We start from the raw sequence: 21931 nt of genomic DNA, 5'->3' as shown, positions 1-21931 counted from the left end.
GGGAGAAAGTATATTTTCCGAAATTTATCGATGGTAGTGCCTCCCGATAAAAATATTGGCCTGATCGGTAAAAATGGTGCGGGAAAATCTACGCTTATGCGATTGTTGGCAGGAGTGGACACTCCTGATTCCGGCGTGATTCGCACGGACAAAAGTATTTCATGGCCAGTAGGGCAATCAGGAGGCTTTCAGGGTAGCTTAAGTGCACGCGACAACGTAAAGTTCGTCTGTCGGATTTACGGCTTTGTCGGGGAGGAGATGACACGTAGAGTGCGTTATGTTCAGGACTTTGCAGAAATAGGTTCCTGGTTTGACGAGCCTATCCGCACCTATTCTTCTGGGATGCGTTCGCGTATAGCATTTGGCCTCAGCATGGCTTTTGAGTTCGATTATTACCTGATTGATGAAGTGATGGCCGCCGGAGATAATTCCTTTCGAAAAAAATGCGAGGAAGTATTCCGAGAAAAGCTAGGGAAATCTAAAATTTTTCTCACTACGCATAATATGAAAGAGGTGGAACGACTTTGCGATATTGTCCTTTTGGTGGATAATGGGGAGTTAAAAGTATATGACGACGTCGCGAAGGGTATCGAGGCTTATCGAACAAAATAATGCATGGAATAGATAATGGATAGAAATAAAAAACGTCGAAATAAGCTGCTCCAGCTATTTATTATTGCGCTGCCTATGGCTATTGCAATAATTTATTATTCGTTTTTTGCCGTTGATCGTTACGCCAGTACCGCACAGGTAGTGGTAGTTGATTCAACCGGGGCTTCCAATCTGACTCAGCAAACAGCTGGAGCGGCGATATTGGCTTCTAATGCCAAACAGGTCTCGAAACAAGAAACCATTTTTTTGCTTTCTTATTTGACTTCCCCTGATCTGCTGAAAGTGCTGGAAGACAAACTTAACTGGCATGAACATTTCGCGGAGCAACTATCTGACCCGTTCTATTGGATATCTCGGAAAGTATCTCGTGAAGACTTACTGGAATATTACAAACGCATGATAACGGTCCATGTTGACGAACTCACCGGTCTCTTGACGGTAGAGGTGCAGGGGCTGACCCCTGAATTCGCTCATCTGACGTTGACGGAGATGTTAGGGCAAAGCGAGAGGTTTATTAATGATTTATCGCGCCAACTGGCAACGGATCAAGTGCGTTTCGCGGAGGATGAATTAGTCAAGGCACGCAGTGATTACGAGAGCAAGCGAGCTGCGTTAATTGAATTTCAAAGCAAAAACAGTATATTAGATGCGGAAGCCGCCGCTAAATCGCAAGCAGGAATAATTGCTACGTTGGAGGCGACCTTGGCGACGGAGCAGGCTAATCTGAATGGGCTGCTGGCCACGCTTAATTCCAGCGCACCCCAAGTTCGTCAGCAGAAGAATCGTGTAAGCGCGATAGAGAAGCAGCTGGCTTTTGAGAAAAAAGCGCTGGTGTCGTCGTCGGTCGACGGGCATCTTAATGTGGTCGCCGCCGATTTTAGGAAATTAACGGTCGACACTGAGGTCGCGGAAGAGGCCTATAAATTGAGCGTGTCGGCATTGCAAAATGCCAAAATCGAAGCAAATAAAAATATACATAGTCTGGTGACGGTGGTTCAGCCGAATATGCCGGAAGATTCGTCCTATCCGCGGAAGCTCTATAACTTATTTACGTTTTTTGTTGTTTTGCTATTTATTTATGGCATTACCCGATTCGTAATTGCCAGCATTGAGGATCATCGTGACTAGCCATATCGTTTCTTCGAGATGCCCCTCTCGGATTTTTGGGGCGCTGGGTATGTTAGTGCTGCTGTCCGGTTGTGCTGGAGGAATTTTATCGGGTGCCGGACCACGCATGACGACTATCGTGTCGACTAATGTGGAAGATCGGACAATCCCATACGAATTGATTGAGCTTGGGCCTGAGACAATAGCCGCATATGCTCGGCCTATTGATGAGCCGATTGCCCCGACAGTGTCCCCCACAAAAGCCTATGAGATTCGCTTGGTGCCAGGCGACGTACTGCAGGTGATGATCGCTGATATTGGTGAGCAGAATGCCATGTTTGCACCGTTGGCAACTGGAGGTACAAAGTTCGAGGCTCGAGTTGACTCCGCAGGGAAAATCTCGTTGCCTTATGCCGGGCGCTTTTCGGTATCAGGCAAGACACCGGAGGGGGTGGCGAGCGAAATTCGGGGCCGATTGCGAAACGTCGCCACTGATCCGCAGGTAATGGTTAGTCTGCTAGGGGACGTTTCGGGCTCCGTTTTGGTTGCGGGAGCTGTGAAGCAACCTGGTAGATTTTCTGCCCTTCAGGGCCCGCTAACGCTATTGGACGCGATTAATCTTGCGGGCGGCCCGGTGTTAGAGCCACATCTAGTTGATGTGACTGTCCGCAATGGTAAAGATGCCCAAGTCTACTCGTACCAGAGCTTATTGAATGGACTGAACAGGCCTGTTTCACCTCGTTCCGAAATTGTAGTCTCCAGATCGAGAAAGCGTTTCGTGGCCATGGGGGCTGTAGGTCAACCCGGCTTGCACGATCTGCCTTCGGACCAGTCTAGCTTATTGGAAGTGCTCGGACAGGCGGGATGGATGGATGAGGCCAAAGCCGATCCTCATGGAGTTTTTGTGTTTCGTTTGTCACGTAAGCCGGGCGCGGCCGAAGCTACGCCCGAGGTATTCTCCCTCAATATGCGCGATCCGGCCGCCATATTTTTAGCAAAGCAGTTTTTGGTACAGCCTGAAGATGCCGTCTATGTGACGAATGCTGCGGTATATGAATGGCAGAAAATTATTACGCCGATAGTCCAGGCTATTGCTGCTGGCAGGACGCTGCACAATGGATTTTAACCGCTTGATGTTGGCAAGCCTATAACGTTTGTCATCTGATATATGTCTAATAAGGTTATCGTGATGACGGCATCTTAGGGTGTGTTTTAAGGGTAAGAAGCTAGACAAACAGTCCGCTACGGTTCCATCTGCGTATTGGCGGTATCTATATTATTGAGTCAACGATGATTTTTCGACGCCGTAATCAGAAGCCGCCAAGTGAAGAGTCAATCGCATGTAGCTTGATCAGAAGTAGTGACCTTTTTGATTCTGCTTGGTATCTCGATCAATATCCTGACGTGATGCAAGCCGGTTTTGACCCGGTGCTGCACTATGTCCGCCATGGTGCGAAAGAGGGCAGGCGGCCGGGTCCATGGTTCGATATCGAGCGATATCTGGGGGCACAGGCGAATAGGGCCGCGATTCAGAATCCATTGCTACATTATCTCGAAAATCGAGATAAATTTATTTTACCCGAGGCGGCACCGAAGCGAGGTTATTCGAGCTTTGGCGAGTTTCTCAACTGTGCGATGCTCAGCCCAGTAACTCTAGCACCATTCAAAGAAGAGGATAAACGGTGTTTTGCTGTGATGGAGTCTATCGCAAAATATCTTGTTCGGCAGACGAACGGGGATGAGACGCTCAAGATATCAGTCATCATGCCCGTGCGAAATCGGGCGCGAACTTTACAGCAGGCAATCGATTCAGTTGTTGCTCAACGGTATCGAAATTTCGAGCTGATTATAGTTGATGATGGCAGCAATGACGCGTCCGTCTCTATTGCGCAGACCGCCATGCTTCGGGATTCTCGTATTCGTTTGATAAGGATTGAGCAACCTCGTGGTGTATGTGTAGCACGAAATGTTGGGCTGGCGAATGCTACAGGTGAGATTGTTGGCTATCTAGATTCGGACAATACCTGGTTAGAAGATTATCTCGGCGCGGCAGTCGGGGCATTTCGTCTTTTGCCGACGGCCGACGCAATCTACGGCGGTCAATATATCTATGCAGAGAGCGATTTAAGCCAGCTATCGGCGGTGCGTTTTGGCCCGATGAATGTTTCTTTGTTAGAGCAACATAATTATATTGATCTGAATTGTTTTTTGCATAAGCGCAATATAGTGGAGAAAGGAATTCGATTCGATGAATCCTTGCAGCGACTGGTCGATTGGGATTTTATTCTGCGAATAAATTCAGGATTCCGGATAATTTCCATACCTGTGCTTCTGTCGCGTTACTATTTACACGCGGCAGAGGATACAATCACTAAAACAGTCGATATAGGACCGGCCTTACAGACTATAGCATTTAGGAACTCCCAGACTTCGCTTCTTTCGACGGATAACACCTTAAAAAAACGGATCTGCGTCATTATTCCTAGTTACCAAGCACTGCATTTCCTTCGGGATTGTATCAATGCTCTTGCGTCGTACTTGGATCAGGATTTGTTTGAACTCATCGTCGTAGACAACAATTCTGATCACGAAGTAAAGCAGTATCTCAAAAGCATAGAGAATAAAAAAATTAAAATAATATTTAACGACGTCAATTATGGTTTTTCGTATGCGGTGAACCAGGGCGCGACCATGGCGTCGCTCGACGCGGACATTGTATTGATGAATAACGACGCTCGCATCGAGGCAGGCGGTTTGACGCGGCTACAGGAGATCGCCTATGAGGCGTCGGATATTGCGATGTCAGTACCCCGTCAAGTTTTGCCCGCAGGCGCAGAGAATATAAGTCTGCACGTTCCGTATGCGACAACGAGCCTGGCCTGCGACGTGAGTCTATCGAAGCACCACAAGAATATAGCCTCAGTCGACCTGTTTCATGATGGGCGTCGCGTCGAATTGAGTTTTGCACCCTTCTTTTGCGTTTATATAAAACGTCCGGTATGGGACGCTTGTGGCGGATTGGATTATGAAAATGGACGACACTATCGATCCGACCGAATAATGTGCGATTTTATCAAACAAGTGCTGAGACAGCGGATTGTCTATACTCCTGACGCGACAGTCCATCATGGCGCTCAAATTGCGACAAGAGAACTTGCCCAGCGGGATGGCGACGGCAATGAATACGATTCGATGTTGACCAAGAATATTTGGCCTGCTGATTTAGCGGCCCGCTTAAAGATTGACAGACGGCCCTGGGCTTCCGATTAAGGGTTTTACAGCACCATATATATTGTCTAAATTAAGTATTTTTTAATATTGGACTGGATGCGAGGTTGGTAAAAATATTTGCCCATTCTTATACGCTCTATATAGTCTGAATAGCGTATAAGAGCAGAGTCTGATAGCGTTTCGATATAGAGTAAGGAAATTTAATGAAGATCGCGATTGCTGGTACAGGGTACGTGGGTTTGTCTAACGGCATACTGCTTGCTCAGAATCATGAAGTTGTGGCCCTGGATATCATTCCAGAAAAGGTCGAGATGTTGCAGCGTAAAGAATCGCCAATTGCCGATGCGGAAATTGAGTTCTATTTGAAAAATAAGCCTCTTAATTTCCGTGCCACACTCGATAAGTATGAGGCTTATGGCGGTGCTGATTACGTTTTGATCGCTACGCCTACCGACTATGATCCTGAAACTAATTACTTTAATACGAAGTCTATTGAAGCGGTTATTAGGGACGTAATGGCTATCAACCCGGATGCCGTCATGATCATAAAGTCGACAGTCCCTGTAGGATATACCGCTCACATCACTAAAGAGCTAAATTGCAATCAGGTAATATTCTCACCGGAGTTTTTGCGCGAAGGTCGAGCCCTTTATGATAATTTGCATCCGGCAAGAATAATTGTCGGAGAGAAGTCAAAAAGAGCCGAAGTATTCGCGGAACTACTTCGCGATGCCGCTGTAAGCCGGGACGTTCCTATTTTATATACAGGACCTACCGAGGCAGAGGCAATTAAGCTTTTTGCTAACACGTACTTGGCGATGCGAGTATCTTTTTTCAATGAGCTGGACACTTATTCCGCTATTCATGGACTGAGTACAAAACAGATCATCGAAGGAGTGTGCTTGGATCCACGGGTAGCGACTGGCTATAACAATCCTTCCTTTGGCTACGGCGGATATTGCCTTCCTAAGGATACAAAGCAATTGCTGGCCAATTATCAACTAGTTCCTCAGAACTTAATTCACGCCATCGTTGCATCCAATACGACTAGGAAAGATTTTATAGCCGAAGACATTTTGAGCCGTAACCCTAAAGTAGTGGGTATTCATCGGCTAATCATGAAAAGTGGCTCTGACAACTTTCGCTCATCTAGCATTCAGGGTGTAATGAAGCGTATAAAAGCGAAGGGTGTAGACATTGTTGTGTACGAGCCCACTATAGATGACGCGGAATTTTTCCATTCTCCGGTTGTGAAAGATTTTGAGGAATTTAAAAGTATATCGGATGTCATTATCACCAACCGGATGAGCGACGCACTCAATGACGTTGCAGAGAAAGTTTACACTAGGGATATCTTTGGACGTGATTAATTAACGGGTTTTCTGACAATATATTGAGAACATAGCTATGAAAGATTTGGTGACGTCTCATAAGGTCAGCAAAAAGGATAATGTGCACAGTAAATCTGACTTGCTAGCCAAGTCCAGTAAACCCGAAGGTGGCGCTAAGGATACAAGCGCGATCGAGCACGTCAAGAGCTTGTCTGACAAATGGATAGCTGCTCAGAAGCTAGCGGATACCCGACTGCAGGAGATTATTATTCTCAGTAGGCTGGTGTTTGAACTCCGGAAGCAGATTGGATCGGTGCAGATGGCTGCTAGCTCGAGCACATCAAAACCTCGGAGAAAGAGCCTGTGGGGAATTTCGTCGTGGATGAAGCGCGGCGATTCGAAACTCAAAGGAGACTTGCTGGCACTAAGGAAGACCCCTTTTTTCGATCAGGCATGGTACTTAGAACAATATCCGGACGTTCGAATTAGTGGCCTTGATCCGGCGCTCCATTATTTAAAGTTTGGCGCTAAAGAAGGACGTGACCCTGGTCCTAAGTTCAGTACATTGGAGTATCTGAGAACGCATGCGGAGCTGAGAGATTCTGGAGAAAATCCCTTATTGCACTATATAAAGAGAAATGGTTAATCAATTGCATGAGCGAGAAGTGATCAATGGATAAAGTGATATCGACTATTAGAGATTCGGGTCTACTGGATCCGGAGTGGTATCTCTCAGAATATCCCGATGTAGTTGTTCTGAACATGGATCCAGTAGATCACTATGTGCAATTGGGTGCATCTTTATACCGAGATCCAGGACCGAATTTTTCTACTAGAGCGTATTTGCTGGATAATCCAGACGTACTCCGAGCGGGTATTAATCCTCTCTATCATTTTTTAATTTGGGGCGAAAATGAAGGGCGCGAGAGTCGGCGTGCGGGCCAACGTTTTCCAATCTCAGATGAAAAGTCGCCGATTCCGACCTTCGATTCGTTGAAGTTCGAGTCGCTGACGGCTAAATCCGCTGAGCCGGATAATCTGATTTCGCTACCAGATTGGCACCTTCCTAGACAGAACTTAATCTCCAAAGGACAGCTACTAACTCCGTTTTCCGTAATGGACCTGGAGGTGAAGTTATGGGGAGGTTATTCGTCGTACGCTTTACCCATTCTGGAAAAGATGAAATATATTTCATCGACCAGCATTATTGAAAAAATAAATATCGGCTGGCATCTGGCTAGATGGTATTTTGTGGAAGGGCAGTTTGATGTTGCGCTGAAAAATATCCTGTTTTCCAAGTATTATTGCATCCGCTTCCACCGCAGGCTCAGTGTGCCATTAATGAAGCTAGCGGTTGTGGAGAGCCAGTGCTTGGCTCGAATGGGAAAAATGACGCGTGCTAGAAAAGCTTTGGTCAATATTTCGTCTAGGATACCCGACAGTCCGAACTTAAATTTAGCATGGGCAGCTGTTTCAGGTGAAAAGGATTTTTTCGATGAGAATTCATTGTCAGAAAGGGATGCTCCGTTAGCATGGATTAATAAACTGTTTGAAGATCGGGGATTGGCCACGCTACAGAAACGGGATGAAAATGCCCCCCTTAGTTTTTTTAATTTCACTGCTCAGGAAGTTGCTCCGTTACCCCGATCTGATACGCCAGAGAAAATATCTATCATCATCCCGGCTTACGGGGCAGAAGAGACTATACATATTCCCATAACGAGTTTGTTGAAACAAACGTGGTCTAATCTCGAGATAATAGTGGTCGACGATTGCAGTCCTGATGGAACAGCGAATGTCGTGGAAGAGCTCGCCCGTCAAGACGAACGGGTTAGGCTCATTCGCAAAGAAGTAAACGGTGGGGCATATCCGGCACGGAATCTGGGGTTGAAATATGTCACTGGCGATTACATTATGGTCCACGACAGTGACGACTGGTCTCACCCGCAGAAGCTCGAAATACAAATGGCTGGACTGAAGGCTGCTGATAATCCCGTTGCCGTTATATCACATTGGGTTCGATTTAATCAGTATCTACGACCTGTTGGGGCGTGGCGTCCAACAGGAAGCTTTTTTGATTTGAACTTTTCTTCCTTGATGTTCAAGCGCGAAGTTTTACAGGCAATGGGAGGGTGGGACGAAGTTCGTGTAAGCGGGGATGCTGAATTTAGAGCACGAATCGTTCGGAAGTATGGAAAAGATGCTCTTGTAAAAATTTCACAAGGCTATCTCTTGTCTGTATCTTTAATGCGGGACGATTCGTTAACTCAAACAAAAGTGACTCACCTGAGAAGTTTGGACTTTGGACTAAGATGGTTATATCGTGACGCCTATCAATATTGGCATGGCTCTGATCGTTTCCGTGATAATTCCGCACTAGAGTCCGGATCCGCTCGACCTTTCCCCGTACCAAAAATTCTCAGGTCACGTGTGAATCAAGGCGGGAGTTTTGACTTCTTGATCGTTACCGATCTTGCTGCTGGTGCGTGGGTACCGGAGTTATTGTCATATATACAGGCTTCCCGTGAGCATGGTTGGAGCACTGCGCTATACCATTGGCCTCGCTATGAGAGCTATGTGCATGCGCCCATTGATCCCCGCGTGTATGAGGCGTGTCAGCAATATGATTTAGAAATTATCACTAATGGGGATGAGATCACGGTGAGATCGGCTCTGGTGCCACATCCCGAAATTTTTCAGTATAGACTCGATCAGTTTCCCCAAATGGATGTAGAGCAAGTCGCGGTCGTCGCTACAGAAGCTTTAATTCCGAATGATGATGTTGATGGTTCCGGTTCGTTCAGCTCTGCGACCACGCGAGGGGCAAAGATTAACGTCGTAAAATCCCATCTTTTACAGTTATTTGGCACTAGCGGAACATGGTGGCCCATTTCTGTTTCTGTACATTCCAAATTGGCAGATGTCGACCCGAGCATCAACATTTCCCCGGATATCTGGTTGCCGTTAGTTGACCTGAATGACCGGAAACTAGACGTCGCGTTGTCACGTCGAAAGCGGAATGTGCCGAATTTGGGAAGATATTATGGCGCTTCTCCTGAGATAGGTGGAAGTTGGCCTGATAGCTTTAAGGATGTGAAGAGAGCATACTGCGTGGATAGTAATATGAAAGTCCATTTCGTGGGAGACGAAGATGTGGTGTGTAGCCATTTTGGGAGGCGGCCAAACAATTGGACGTTTAAACGTGAAGCAGATGTGGGTATTCCTGAATTTTTAACCGAGATAGATTTCTATATTTATTATCCGGATCGTAATTATTTTGGAATATTTGATCCGGTTATACCGCATGCCTTGTATTGGGGAATACCAGTAGTTACTTACCCGGCGTTAAGAGAAGTCTTTAGGAACGCTGCAATCTACTCTACACCAGAAAAAGTGGCTTCAACTATTGCTGAGTATTGGGCCGATAAAAACAGGTATGCCGATATAAGTCAAAGATCAAGAAAGTTCGCCCTTGATTATTGTGATACGCGAAGTTTGATTTCCCGATTTATGCAATAACTTAAGATCATCGTTACTATTAGTTCTTATTGGCCGAGACCAAGATATTTAAATAATATAATTACAAGGATAATTATGCGACAACATATTTTCGTGATGATTCGATATTCCGTGCTTTCTAAAAGCTTGAGCGAAAGCTGGGTGGTAGGTCGAGACGAATTCGAGAACTATCGGGCTAATCTGTTCGCGACAGATCGTCTTCAAGCGAGACAAGATTTGTTTGAGCGAATTACGTTGCCGTCATTGGTTCAACAGACAAAACGTCCTTCAGCGGATTGGTTGACAGTTTTTTTGCTTGTCTCAGAGGAAATGCCCGAGCACAGTCGCCAACAATTGGCAGACTTGGTATCCAAGTATGATTGGATAAGAATTGCTCCGCTTCCTGTGGAAAACACGACACTCGGCGCTCCGGTAGCCGCAGCATTGCGCCAGGAAAACGGGGAGCTGGCTTACGCTACCGTTCGATTGGATGACGATGATGCCTTGTCGTATGATTACTTCGAGCGACTTTTGGAATACGTGCAGCCCAGCTTCGATGGATTTTGTATTTCGTTTGGTAAGGGCGTGGCTGCTTTAATGCAAGACGGTAAGTTCACTTCTTTCCGAGAATACTACTTTCCAAAGTGTGCTCAAGGAATGGCTTTCGTAAATTATAAACCCAAAGCGAAACCGGCTAAGCTGAAATCGGTATACGCATTAGGTCATCATCAGCGCGTTGATAAACGTGTACCGACCATTCTTGACTCTAGATATCATAGCTTCTTGAGAGCAATTCATGATCACGCAGATACGAAGATAGAAAAATCAGCGACTAATGCCTATTTGAAGATGGAAGAAATTGAAGCAAAGCAGGTGGCCGAAATTTTTAACATTATATTGTGATTGGTGTGCTTATTTCGATGTTCTTCCGATTCAGAGAATATCGTATTGTGCTCTATCTGCACTTTATAGCACCTTTTATTTTCTCGCCGCGGTATTCCTTTTTAGCTAACAGTCAAAAGGGTGCATAAATTGTCCTTATTTCGAAATTTTTCCTTGAGGTCGGCTTTAGGATTTAGGTTTGCGAGCGCTCTTGCTGCCGCGGTGTTGTTTTTGGGTTCTGCCGAATCTCGCGCTTTTGAATGCCCGCTTGCCCCCGAGGTCGCTAGAAATATTAATACTCGCAGCGTATATATCGACAAACAGGCCTCCATAGCTGACCCCAAGCAGGAAGCGAGAAATAGGAAGATAAGAGCTCCGATCGATCAATTTCAAAAAGATATCAATCGCATTGCGGATGACTATTATCGACAACCTTCTCGGGAAAAGTTGGAATGTGGACAACGATATCTGGAGAAATGGGCGTCTGGTAGGGCGTTGTTGGGACCTAAAGTGTCGGGTAACGGTGCGCTCGTAAGGTTTTGGGCTGCCGGAACGATCGGCATTGCTGTGTTGAAACTGGGCCTTAACGACACAAATAGCTCGCCCGTTCTATGGAATTGGCTTCGCGATCTTGGGGCCGAAGTAGAGGAATTTATTAATCAGCGAAAACGAGAAAGTAATCTATATTATTGGTCAGGATATTCGCTGGGCGTTATGGGGCTAGTACTAGATGATAAATCATATCAAGATAGGTCTCGTGATATTTTCTTATCATCTCTTCGAGATATAGAGGCCGATGGCACGTTGCCTCTCGAGCTGCGAAGAGGCCAAAGGGCAGCGATTTATCATGCTTTTGCGGCGCAAGCTATTTTCGGCCTTGCGTTGCTTCACAATGCAAACTTTGAAGAGCTCAATAAAGGCCCATTTGGTAGACTAGTTGAGTTGTTAAAAGCTACTGCAACCGACCCTTCGTACATTGCTAACAAAGTTGGCGTAAAACAGATGCGCATTTCAGAGCCGGGATGGATTTCTTTGTATGACAGCTTGGTGGCAGGTACATCGGCAGCGGATGTCATCGATCGCGGAAACGTTCGCTGCCCTCAGATCCTAAGACTCGGGGGAGATCTGTGCCAATTAACCATTATGCGATCCGGGGCGACTCCTGTACATAGATAAGGGCATAAGTGAAGAGCTAGGTTCAGTTTGGTTCTGCGTAATTTTGGTTCAATTGGCTTGTCCTTATTGGAGTCAAGATATGCTGGTAGGTCAATGTAGTCCTCGTAGATTTCGTTGATTGATAGACGGGGTTGTGGAATGAAATAAGCCGCGCTGATTGGTTAGTGGCTTGGAAAATCCCTGATAGTCAGATCGTCTTGGTCTCGCCGTTTATGTTTTTGAAAGGCTGTGGTTAATACATGTTCAAAGAAATATCCCAAAAGATAGGCTCATTTTTGCGAAGTACTAAGTTGGATCAATACTTGGTCAGAAAATGGGTATACCGAAATATTTCCTATGTCCTGGATTTTGTATACCAGGACGTCAAGTTCGGTTTCGATGTGTCGCCTCTTAGTAACGGTCGCTTTCTCCTAGAACTAGTCGAACGGCGTCATAAAAACGTCCCGATCCTAGTCAGCACCGCAAATAGGAAGCAGATTCTCGCCAGGAGTGCGCCTATAGATGACGTCATAAGCTTGATTGGCAAAACCATAAATCAGGCTATCGTAGAGATCGATACCTTTCATTCGAATAATGATAGTTCGGGAACTTCAGTGTCTAGCCGTCGCCGAACTGTTGCGCCGACGGCAAAGAGCCTTCGGGTCGGTGTGTTGACCTTGCCTCTTAACGCGAATATTGGCGGCAATCTACAGGCTTACGCGATGATGGAGGCGCTCAGAAAATTGGGGCATTCTCCAGTATTCATCAACAGCAAGCGCCTACCCGATGATGATGAATCGAAGCAACCACCAGTTGGTCCAGCGGATCTTTCAAAGCCTTTATTGGCAAGCAGTGTCAAGTTAGGGGCTCGTTTATCGAACACCTCCTTTACTGATAAGTACCTTGTACCGATCACGGTGCCGTTTAATTCATCGGAACTGCTTGCCCGGGACATAGATCGCTTAGGTCTCGACGCCATCGTTGCGGGAAGTGATCAAATATGGCGGCCGAGGTATGCGAGATCTCACCTGACCAGTTTTTTCTTCGGGTTTCTGCCTGAGGATAGCAAAATTAAACGTATTAGCTACGCTGCGTCATTCGGTGCTCCTAATTGGGAGTTCAGCGAGGATCAAACTCGCGAGGCGGCTCGTTTAATAAAATATTTTGACGCAGTCGGTGTCCGTGAGGATCGAGGTGTTGAGTTGTGTTCCTCCTATTTGGGAGTGGAAGCCAAGCATGTCCTTGATCCGACGTTATTACTTGCTCGGGGCGATTATGCGCAAGTAATTGCTGAGGCGAAACAGACTTCGAACGTTGGACAGGTAGTCGCATATGTTCTTGACGTAACTGACGATAAGGTGGCTGTCGTAGAAGAACTATCAAAATCTCTTGGGCTTAACGCGTTTTCCACCACCGGTGACGCCTTTCCCGTTCATAAAAATGGAGGTGAGGGGGCGAAGGGCGATAAGTCTGTGCAGCAATGGTTAGCGTCCTTAGACAATGCCGCCTTCGTGGTTACCGACTCGTTTCACGGGGTTGCGTTTTGCATCTTGTTCAATAAACCTTTCATAGCCTATGGGAATCCAAGTCGGGGTATATCTCGTTTCACGTCCTTGCTGAAAATAGTGGGCTTAGAGGATAGATTGGTTATCAAGTCTTCGGACGTGGATATCAACAAGATGCTTGAACCTGTTAATTGGAACGTGGTCAACGAAAGACTCGCCAATTGGCGGGCTGAGTCCTTTGGGTTTTTGAGGAAGGCTTTGTCTAGTTCGAAAGAAATTCGAGCTTCCCCGTCGCCAAATGGGACATCCCGCTCTGCTGTAGTAACGAAAATTAATCATGTGTCAACAACGCCGCGGAGCGAAGCTGCGCACTCGAATCCGATTTGCGTTCCGCTTAACGTACTATGTTCTGGATGCGGTGTCTGTGTATCTGAATCTCAAGGCTCTCTTGGTATGGCCTGGAGCAAGGATGGTTTTCTAGTCCCGGAGCAGAAATCTAAGGTGATACCGATCAGCGCCGTTAAAGTATGTCCATTTAATCCTAGTCCAGATAAGGAGGTCGAAGATGAGGATGCGATCGGGGAACTATTTTTTTCCAGCGCGAAAAATGTAGATGCGAAAGCGGGGCGGTACGAGAATGCATATATCGGATATAGTAAGGAATATCGCCCCACGTCATCCTCGGGAGGGATTGCAACTTATGTGTTCGACCAACTGTTGAAGCGAGGCGAGGTCGATTATCTCTTTATCGTTCGTAGCGATGGCGGTGGCGGATATAAATATCAGATATTTGATAAAGAGGACGATATACGAAGTATCTCGAAAACGCGCTATTTCCCTGTGTCGTTGGAAGAGCTGTTTACGGTTCTAGCGAGGAAGAAAGGACGGGTTGCTGTTTCTGGAGTGGCGTGTTTCATCAAGGCTATACGTCTTAAACAGCACTATTATCCTGAACTAAAGGACCGAATTCCCTTTCTTATTGGTATTATTTGTGGCGGACTAAAGAGCAGGAATTATACGGATTTTCTCGCACAAAGTGCTGGCATTAAAGGTCCATATACAAATCCAAGCTATAGAGTAAAGGATCCTAATAGTTCCGCCAAGGAGTATTCGTTCTCGGCCATAGACAGAAATTCCCTCGTACATGAAGTAAAAATGCAACGCCTTGGGGATATGTGGGGCTCAGGCCTATTTAAAGCACGAGCATGCGATTTCTGTACAGATGTATTAACGGAGCTTGCTGATATATCGTTGGGCGATGCTTGGTTACCCGAATATAAGGCCGATGGAATGGGCAACAGCGTTGTTGTTACCCGAAGTCAATTAGCGGAGAAAATTATCCAGTCTGGAATTGAGTCTGGCGAGCTTGTTCTTGACGCGGCCCCGATTTCTAGTATCTCACGATCTCAAGGTGGTGGTTTCAGGCACAAGCGCGCCAGTCTTAAGTTTCGGATATGGCAAGCTAATAATTTCTCCAGTATTCCAGTTCCCGTCATTCGGCCCAGATTGTTGACTAACGTCCCGATTTCTGAAGCGTTAATTCAGATTCGTAGGGAGCGAGCACGATCTAAAAGCCTGCTATATTGGAACAAGACTTTGAACGTAAGATCTTTTCGGAAAAGAATGCGATCGACGCTCCAAGATCTAAAGGTAGCCACTGCTGCCCGCAAAAATAGAGACGAAGATCCTTTGGATATTGGGCAGCCCATAGGGCGTTGGGTGCTGCGTAAGATTGAGAGCGGTCAAATTAATTTTCATATGCTGCGCACGGTACTCGAGATTGGTCGGCGGCGGAAAGCTGATAGCAAGGAACTGCAAAGAACTAGTACTACGGAAGTTAAATAAACTAGGGTTCGAAGAATAATTTTCGGAAGCGGGATTATTTTAGACTCCTGATACAATGCCAGTAACTGTTGATAGTGTACTGGCACTGTATATACCGAGAATCGGGCTCCGTATTTGTGTTATTGATTGTTAGAGATGGCCTCGCATGTGAGCATCAGGCCTCTGCTTGGAGAATGGCGTGGGGACAAGAGGTGATTTAATAGACGACGCAGCAGGGAATGAAGGTGGAATGACAGGGGAGTTTACTGCAGGCGAGGGGAGCGAACTTATAAACGTTTCCGCACAGACGCTGAGCCGAACCGTGGATATCGACACAGGGGTGAAGAGGCCGTTTTCTGGTTGGGATGTGCGCGACGAGGATGTTTGGGGGGGAGTAAAGCATAACTTTGAGACTCTGGACCAATTTCAGAGCGCTGTAAACCTAGAGGACGGACTTACAAAGATTGGAATCGGCCCGACATTCGTTGATATCTACGCGACTATAAGACACGGAAATCCGCTTTTTATCTATTTTAATGGCGCCCCGAAGGATCGAAGATCGGTAAAATTTCCAATATTCTCGGGTAGTAGGATACATCCTTCTGATGAGTGCTCTAGACTGTCAATTAGTGATCCTGCGTTGCACATTTCAGAGAAGTTTAAATTGGGATGGTACGCTGGCTCGAAATATTTTGAAACGCAGAAGATTGTAATTCCGGCGATTTTGGACAAAATAATATCCCTTGCTAAGCCTAGCACGATAGTATTCGTTGGGGGCTCTGGAGGCGGATTTGCAAGCTTGTTTTTTTCTAGACTGTGTCCGGGCTCAATAGCCGTCGTGTGTAATCCTCAAACGAATATTTTGAGGTATCACAAGACGATGGTTCGAAAATTTCTTAGTATTTGCTACAACGTATATAGCATAAGCGCGGCAGCTAAAGACAGCGAAGTTACTTGCCGAATTACAAAAGACTTATGCCGCATGTATGATCCGAGGAAAGGCGGGTTGCGCAATAAAATAATATACATGCAAAATATAAACGATCGATTTCACTATGAGCAGCATTATCGGCTATTTGCGCAGGCGCTAGGGGTAACTGTCGCGGACGAAGTGGGCTTTAGCCAACAAGGAAATTTTCTGTCGCTTATCGGCGACTGGGGCAAAGGCCATAGCGCGGCGCCAAGGGATCTCTGGACATTAATTCTGAGAAATATAGTGTTATATGAGAAAAATCTTAACGACTTAATTGAAAGGAACGAGGGCGAGAAATTGGTGAGGTAAATCTTTTGTGGCGGAGCTGAAGCTTCTCCTTATGTTTCGTCTATGTAGTAAGACTAGATACGTGCAGAAGGGCTATATGCTTGATCGGTTACTGACCAAATCTCGTTTGGAAAAATTTCCGGATATCGCGTTTATTGGTGGCAACGCATACGAAATTCAGCAGTATTGCGAGAGTTTGTCTACGAATCACGTGGTTACGCCGTCTGGTAATAGAATAATATTCAAACGCGCGAATAGTGTGGAGTCTCTCAAGAAGACATTTGTTTATTTTAGTGGCAAAGGAAGTACCATTATTCTTGAGAATCTAAAAGGGGTCTACGGGCTTGACATAGCGTGTGTAAATGGGTCCCAAGTACATATTAAGGCCCCCGTGTCCGTGAGAGGCCTTACTATTTTATGTTCGCAGAAAAGCAGGATTGGCATTGATAGTGGCTGCCTCATTTCCCGAGATGTCGTTATTTACGCATCGAACGCACATGCGCTATATAACGTGGCTGATGGGATGAGAAGATTTAAGGCTGAGGTCGTTATCTCTAAACACGTTTGGCTTGGACAAGGCACCCGTATATTAACGGGCGCACGTGTAGGAGCGGGCTCGGTGATTGGATCGTATAGCGTTTTGTCCGGTCGGATACCGAACAATTGTGCGGCGGCTGGGAATCCCTGTCGTGTAACGAGCAAAGATATTTTTTGGACAAGCGCAAATGCAGTTAAAGATCAAAGCTACTATGAGTATCTGGCCTCCTCGGGACATCCAAAACCAGACTTTATAAAGTTGACAGAGAATTCCGAATGAAAGGCAGTGTCACGGTTTAGCTGATTCATTGTCTTAAAACCTTTCATTGAGACATTGCACAGTAGCTAAGCCGGTTCTTTTGAAGAAAAAAGTATTTAAACCGCTCTCAAAATGGATGTGGGGGGTCTCGTCGCCCAAGTCTCCGAGAATTAGAGGCGTTGTTCCCTTGGCGCGTCGTTTGCTCAATACTGCGGTAGGCTAAGTTATTGATTTGATTTAACCGCAGGGCGTATTTGTATTTTTCGGTGTGAGTTTCCATTATGCAGCTCGACGTCATTAACTCGCGAGTCTACAGAAATCCATATCAGAGACTATTATATACCGCGATAGAATCAAGGTATAACTTGGTTTCCGGCACATTAAGCGAAGTGATCGCTAAGCAACTGATAACTCGGCGCTCGATATACCACATTCATTGGGAAGAAGCCCTTTTCGTGAAATGTAATACGGTCGCTCAAGCACTGCAAACTCAACGTGTATACGTCGATATGCTGAAGCGATATATATCTATAGGAGGGAAGGTCGTATGGACATTGCATAATATCAAGCCTCATGAGTCGCGCTTCGTTCAAACCCTTCTTTCATTGCGCAGAGAGCTTGCTCTATTGTCACATCGTATTTTGGTGCACAATCGGGCTGCGTTGTCGATATTGCAAGACCAAACTGCATTAACCGACTTAAATAAAGTCTCGATCTTGCCTCATCCCGCATATTTCAATGTCTATGAGTCAATCGAGAAAACTACCGCATCTGCAGGACAACTACCCGTTCATCCTCGCACGATCCTGCATTTTGGTATGGTGCGTGAATACAAGGGGATCCCTGCGCTAGTGCGCAAACTGTCCAGGGAGTTCATGTCGGAGCACCAATTATCCCTACACGTATGTGGCGAACCTCTTCGAGCGGATTCTTTTTTGGAGGAGCTTGTGGCCGAATGTGAGAGGCGGCCAGATATCAAGCTTAGTCTCCGCTCCGTCCCTGTCAACCAAGTCGCAGAATTGTTGCGGTCCCACGCGGGATTAATCCTTCCATATCATAAGGTGTTTTCGTCTGGGGTGGCCGTACTGTCGTTAAGCTTAGGGATCCCCACTGTGGCACCGAATACTTCAGCAATGAGGGAGTTGTTTCCCGAGTCGTCGCACCATCTATTATTCAATCCGCGTTCTACAAAGGATATGCGGCGTGCGGTGTTGACCTTGGTAGAAATGTCGCCGAAAACTCGCAAGAAGATGGCACACGACTACATTGCTCGAGCAAATTCGTATCATCCGCACATAGTGAGCAAGGCACTAGGCATGATTTACGATGAATTGTTGATTACGCAGGGAGACGATGGGGCTGCGGTAGAGTCCAGAGCCCGGCGCGCAAGCTACGAGGGCTGCATCATACGACAATCACGTCCCCCGGCGTTATTCCAACGGGTTTTGGATGATCGGGGGGCGATAATAGGGCGCTTGCATAATAACGAAGATGCCTTGCTGAATTTCCGACAACAGTTAGCGCTGGAACTAATAGCGGCCGCGTTCGTGGGGCCTAGCCGAACGGGCGCGGCAGATGAGTTGATCTTGAATTCCGGCTGCGATGCTGAAGAGCTTGTTGCAGAGCGGGCTCGACTGGATGGAGCCTACGCTGTGCAGATTTACACTAAGATTCTGATGCAGTTAGACAAATCTTCATCGAATAGTAATATAAATGGAACCCGAGGCGTAGTCAGAAGGGTTGCAGAGCCCCGCAGCTTTTGAAAACTCGTGTACTCTCTCAGTTTCAATTTAAATTAGGAATTAAAATGGCGACTCGTACTTCCAAGACGGCTGCTGCGGCACGCTCCAATGAACAATTAGCTTTAGAGTTGGTAAAAGCTACGTTGCTGGGCAGTGTGCGGACCAGTATTTCTGATGAATTGATTTTGGGTAATGTCAAAGATGCTAATAAGTTGGTGTTGGAGCGAGCCCGACTTGATGGCGCGTATGCCGTACGACTATACACCGATATTATAGGTCGGTTGGAAAAGTTATCATTGCTCGAACAAGGGGTGAGCGGTAGCCAAAAGTAAGGCTCGAATCGCCCAGAAATCGTTGAGGCTGTTAAGTTTGAGCATGTCCGCCAGTTTATTTTTTTTGCAATAAGCTCTGCGCTAATGTTCGCCAACGAGAGGGGGTCTGTAATGGTCCCCCTACACGATCAAATGTTGTTTCAATCAACTTTGTGAGTCTTTCGTATTCCGCCTTGACTGCTGCGCTAAATTGGGTGGCTATGAGGTCTTCTTCTTCGTTTCTATCGTGGCTAGTGAAATACTTTTTATGTTTGATCCGCGTTTTTTTTGTAGCACTGCCACGGCGGCTTTTGCCGATCAGAAACTCCTCTAGTGATTTGGTGGCATAGTGATTAATGCGAGCGCCACTCCAGATGATATTGCTGCTTAATCCTTTGCCATGCTTTGGGTGAGGAACGATATCGATACCCGTGGCATCAACATATCGGCCATTAGAAAGGAGTGCGAAATGGGGATTGGCAAAACCTACGACGCGGTCCGGCCGCGCTAACGTTTTGATGTGGTAATGCACGCCGAAATCGTGTTTGGCTCGTTTCGTGAAGCGGTCAATAACCATTCCCTCCTCAGCAAATAAGGCTCCGCCTGATCCAAAGTTCGCCCAATTCAAGCCTACAGCGCTGATGTTTGTATTTCGGAATAACCGTTCCAATAGTGGGATGAGAGAGGTTGAGCCATCCATGGGAAGCAGGTATTCATCTGCGTCAATAAATGCTACGACATCACACTGGTCGCGTGCGCGTGCCAATAAGGCCGCATAGGCGGGTATTTGTGCGTTACCATTTTTTGGGGTAGGAAAACGAAGGTATTGCACTAGCCTATGCGCAGCTAGTGCTTCCAGTATTTCGCTGGTGCCATCATTGCTTTCGTTGTCGGCGATAAAAAAGAACTCAACGCCGACAACGCGATGATAGGCAATCCATTCCACTAAAGAGTCGGCTTCATTTTTGACGATGGCCGCTACACTTAATTTCAATGACACTCGTTCGCTTTGTTATTGTTGGACAGCAGACGAGTATATCTCGGCCAGCGATTTACTGTGAGGGGCGGGGCGCGAACCGTTGTAACCAATGCTGTGTAGACGCATCATGAGACATCTTCGTGACAGTCTTGCCATCCGCAATATTCTGCCAATCTTTGCGTATTCGGGAGGTTAGTGTTTTTCCCAGTTCTACGCCCCATTGGTCGAAAGGATTGATCCCCCAGATCAGGGCTTGTACAAACACCTTGTGCTCGTATAGTGCTATCAATGCACCCAGCGTATAAGGGCTCAGGCGTGGTAATACGATCAGGCTAGAAGGCCGGCCTCCTGGGTAAACTTTGTGCTTGGCGAGCCACTTGGCATACTCAGGATCGGTATTTTTGTCCATTTCGGCGAGGACATCCTCATAGGATTTTCCGCGTAACAAGGCCTCACGTTGCGCCAAGCAGTTGGCAATTAGCTGTTGATGGTGATCGGGCCAGCGGTGGTCTGCCTGTTGGCAGACGATGAAATCGACCGCCGCACCGTCGCCTTGGTGCAACCATTGGAAGAAAGTATGTTGGGCATCGGTGCCTGGCATTCCCCATACTGCAGGTCCAGTGGGGACACCTACCGCCTCGCCTGCCAAGGTGACAGACTTGCCTAACGATTCCATTTCCAATTGCTGTAGATAAGGCACTAAATGGAAGAGCCGTGAGTCGTAGACTGAAATATTTAGCGAGCTAAACCCCAGTACGCTACGGTTGGCTACGCCAGCCAAGGCGAGCTGTACGGGGGCATTACGGTTGATCGGCGCGGTACGGAAGTGCTCGTCCATAGCGTGGGCACCTGCAAGCATACCGGCCATTACATCAGTACCTACGGTCAGAGCGGCGGACACGCAAACGGAGGACCAGAAAGAGAATCGGCCGCCCACCCAATCCCAAAACGGAAAAATCTGGTCTTTGGGTACGCCAAATTTGCGAGCTATAGTGGGTCGAGCAGTAACGGCCACTAGTTGGCGTTCGGGATGTTTCACGCCAGCGGCCCGAAGCCATTCGATCGCACGTTGCGCGTTCTCCAGTGTTTCCGCAGTGGTGAACGATTTGGACGCGATCACCACGACGGTTTCATGCGGATTTAGACCTGACAGGCCTCCCTCAATAGCATGACCGTCGATGTTGGCCACGAAACGGATATCGCGCCATGTACCGGTATAGCCGAAAGCAGCGACGGTCAGACGCAAACCCCAGTCGCTCCCGCCAATACCAATATGTAATACATGACGCCACCGTCGTTCGTTATCGGCCCGCTGTACAAATTGCAGTAGCCGAGTTCGCTCATGAGCCACCTCAGGCGTAGGAGAGGGCTCACGTAACATGGAGTGCCACGCAGCGCGATCTTCTGTGTGGTTAACGATGCCCCCCTCTAGCAATTCGCGGCGCATTTGTTTGAAATTGCGAACTCGCAGCAGTGCATGAGAGGCCTCGGTAAATGCCTCTGAGGAGGGTTGAGCGCTGAGATCGATGCTGAGACCGGCGGCTTCGATGATACGCAACGTTCCCCCCTTTCGGTCTGCTTGCTCGGCCGCCTCTTGAAAAGCTTGCCATTCGGGCATCGAGGGTAGGGCAGGCGAATCGCTGACGGGAACAGGGGTCAAAGTGGAGGCTGAGTCTTTCATCGGTATTTGTTGCAGT

Annotated in this window: 15 protein-coding genes; 13 read left to right on the top strand and 2 right to left on the bottom strand. The window is 47.0% G+C overall.

Annotated elements, in window-relative coordinates; translation table 11 throughout:
* The first annotated feature begins 30 nt into the window (after positions 1-30).
* The 13 genes from CAL20_RS13280 to CAL20_RS13220 all read left to right on the top strand — a co-directional run bounded on the left by CAL20_RS13280 (position 31) and on the right by CAL20_RS13220 (position 19276).
* Positions 31-612 (top strand): ABC transporter ATP-binding protein, encoded by a 582-nt coding sequence (locus CAL20_RS13280; RefSeq protein ID WP_306431384.1) that lies wholly within the window; start codon positions 31-33, stop codon positions 610-612.
* A gap of 15 nt (positions 613-627) precedes the next feature.
* Complete coding sequence (locus tag CAL20_RS13275) at positions 628-1740, top strand: ABC transporter permease (protein WP_094838094.1); 1113 nt, start codon at positions 628-630, stop codon at positions 1738-1740.
* A 49-nt stretch (positions 1741-1789) separates the two neighbouring features.
* The gene (locus CAL20_RS13270) at positions 1790-2845 is read left to right on the top strand and encodes a polysaccharide biosynthesis/export family protein (protein ID WP_094838093.1); all 1056 of its coding nucleotides are present in this window, start codon (positions 1790-1792) and stop codon (positions 2843-2845) included.
* A gap of 164 nt (positions 2846-3009) precedes the next feature.
* Entirely contained in the window at positions 3010-4989 is a 1980-nt protein-coding gene (locus tag CAL20_RS13265; protein ID WP_094838092.1) for a glycosyltransferase family 2 protein, read from the top strand.
* A gap of 164 nt (positions 4990-5153) precedes the next feature.
* Complete coding sequence (locus CAL20_RS13260) at positions 5154-6320, top strand: nucleotide sugar dehydrogenase (RefSeq protein ID WP_094838091.1); 1167 nt, start codon at positions 5154-5156, stop codon at positions 6318-6320.
* Between the two features lie 37 nt (positions 6321-6357).
* A complete protein-coding gene (locus tag CAL20_RS25705; protein ID WP_218830712.1) occupies positions 6358-6927 on the top strand; it encodes a hypothetical protein in 570 nt (189 codons plus the stop codon).
* Positions 6928-6953: 26 nt separating this feature from the next.
* Positions 6954-9800, top strand: coding sequence for a glycosyltransferase family 2 protein (locus CAL20_RS13250; RefSeq protein WP_094838090.1), 2847 nt, complete (start codon positions 6954-6956; stop codon positions 9798-9800).
* Between the two features lie 75 nt (positions 9801-9875).
* Complete coding sequence (locus CAL20_RS13245; protein ID WP_094838089.1) at positions 9876-10682, top strand: glycosyltransferase; 807 nt, start codon at positions 9876-9878, stop codon at positions 10680-10682.
* Between the two features lie 210 nt (positions 10683-10892).
* Complete coding sequence (locus CAL20_RS13240; protein ID WP_179266670.1) at positions 10893-11837, top strand: alginate lyase family protein; 945 nt, start codon at positions 10893-10895, stop codon at positions 11835-11837.
* 239 nt (positions 11838-12076) lie between these two features.
* Complete coding sequence (locus CAL20_RS13235; RefSeq protein ID WP_094838087.1) at positions 12077-15166, top strand: polysaccharide pyruvyl transferase family protein; 3090 nt, start codon at positions 12077-12079, stop codon at positions 15164-15166.
* Between the two features lie 178 nt (positions 15167-15344).
* The gene (locus tag CAL20_RS13230; RefSeq protein ID WP_143277068.1) at positions 15345-16427 is read left to right on the top strand and encodes a hypothetical protein; all 1083 of its coding nucleotides are present in this window, start codon (positions 15345-15347) and stop codon (positions 16425-16427) included.
* Positions 16428-17483: 1056 nt separating this feature from the next.
* Positions 17484-18965, top strand: coding sequence for a glycosyltransferase (locus CAL20_RS25470; protein ID WP_143277066.1), 1482 nt, complete (start codon positions 17484-17486; stop codon positions 18963-18965).
* Positions 18966-19009: 44 nt separating this feature from the next.
* Positions 19010-19276, top strand: coding sequence for a hypothetical protein (locus CAL20_RS13220; RefSeq protein WP_094838084.1), 267 nt, complete (start codon positions 19010-19012; stop codon positions 19274-19276).
* 55 nt (positions 19277-19331) lie between these two features.
* Here CAL20_RS13220 and CAL20_RS13215 read toward each other — a convergent pair whose 3' ends face one another.
* Together CAL20_RS13215 and pgi are read right to left on the bottom strand one after the other, a co-directional pair.
* Positions 19332-20249: a glycosyltransferase family 2 protein gene (locus CAL20_RS13215; RefSeq protein WP_179266668.1), complete on the bottom strand. Its 918-nt coding sequence runs from the start codon at positions 20247-20249 to the stop codon at positions 19332-19334.
* 58 nt (positions 20250-20307) lie between these two features.
* Positions 20308-21915, bottom strand: a complete 1608-nt coding sequence (gene pgi / locus CAL20_RS13210; protein WP_094838082.1) for a glucose-6-phosphate isomerase — start codon at positions 21913-21915, stop codon at positions 20308-20310.
* Positions 21916-21931: the final 16 nt, after the last annotated feature.

The sequence above is a fragment of the Bordetella genomosp. 4 genome, assembly GCF_002261185.1.
Classification (GTDB): domain Bacteria; phylum Pseudomonadota; class Gammaproteobacteria; order Burkholderiales; family Burkholderiaceae_B; genus Bordetella_A.
The sequence above is the reverse complement of the archived record's forward strand: the minus strand, read 5'-3'. Positions and strand labels throughout refer to the sequence as shown.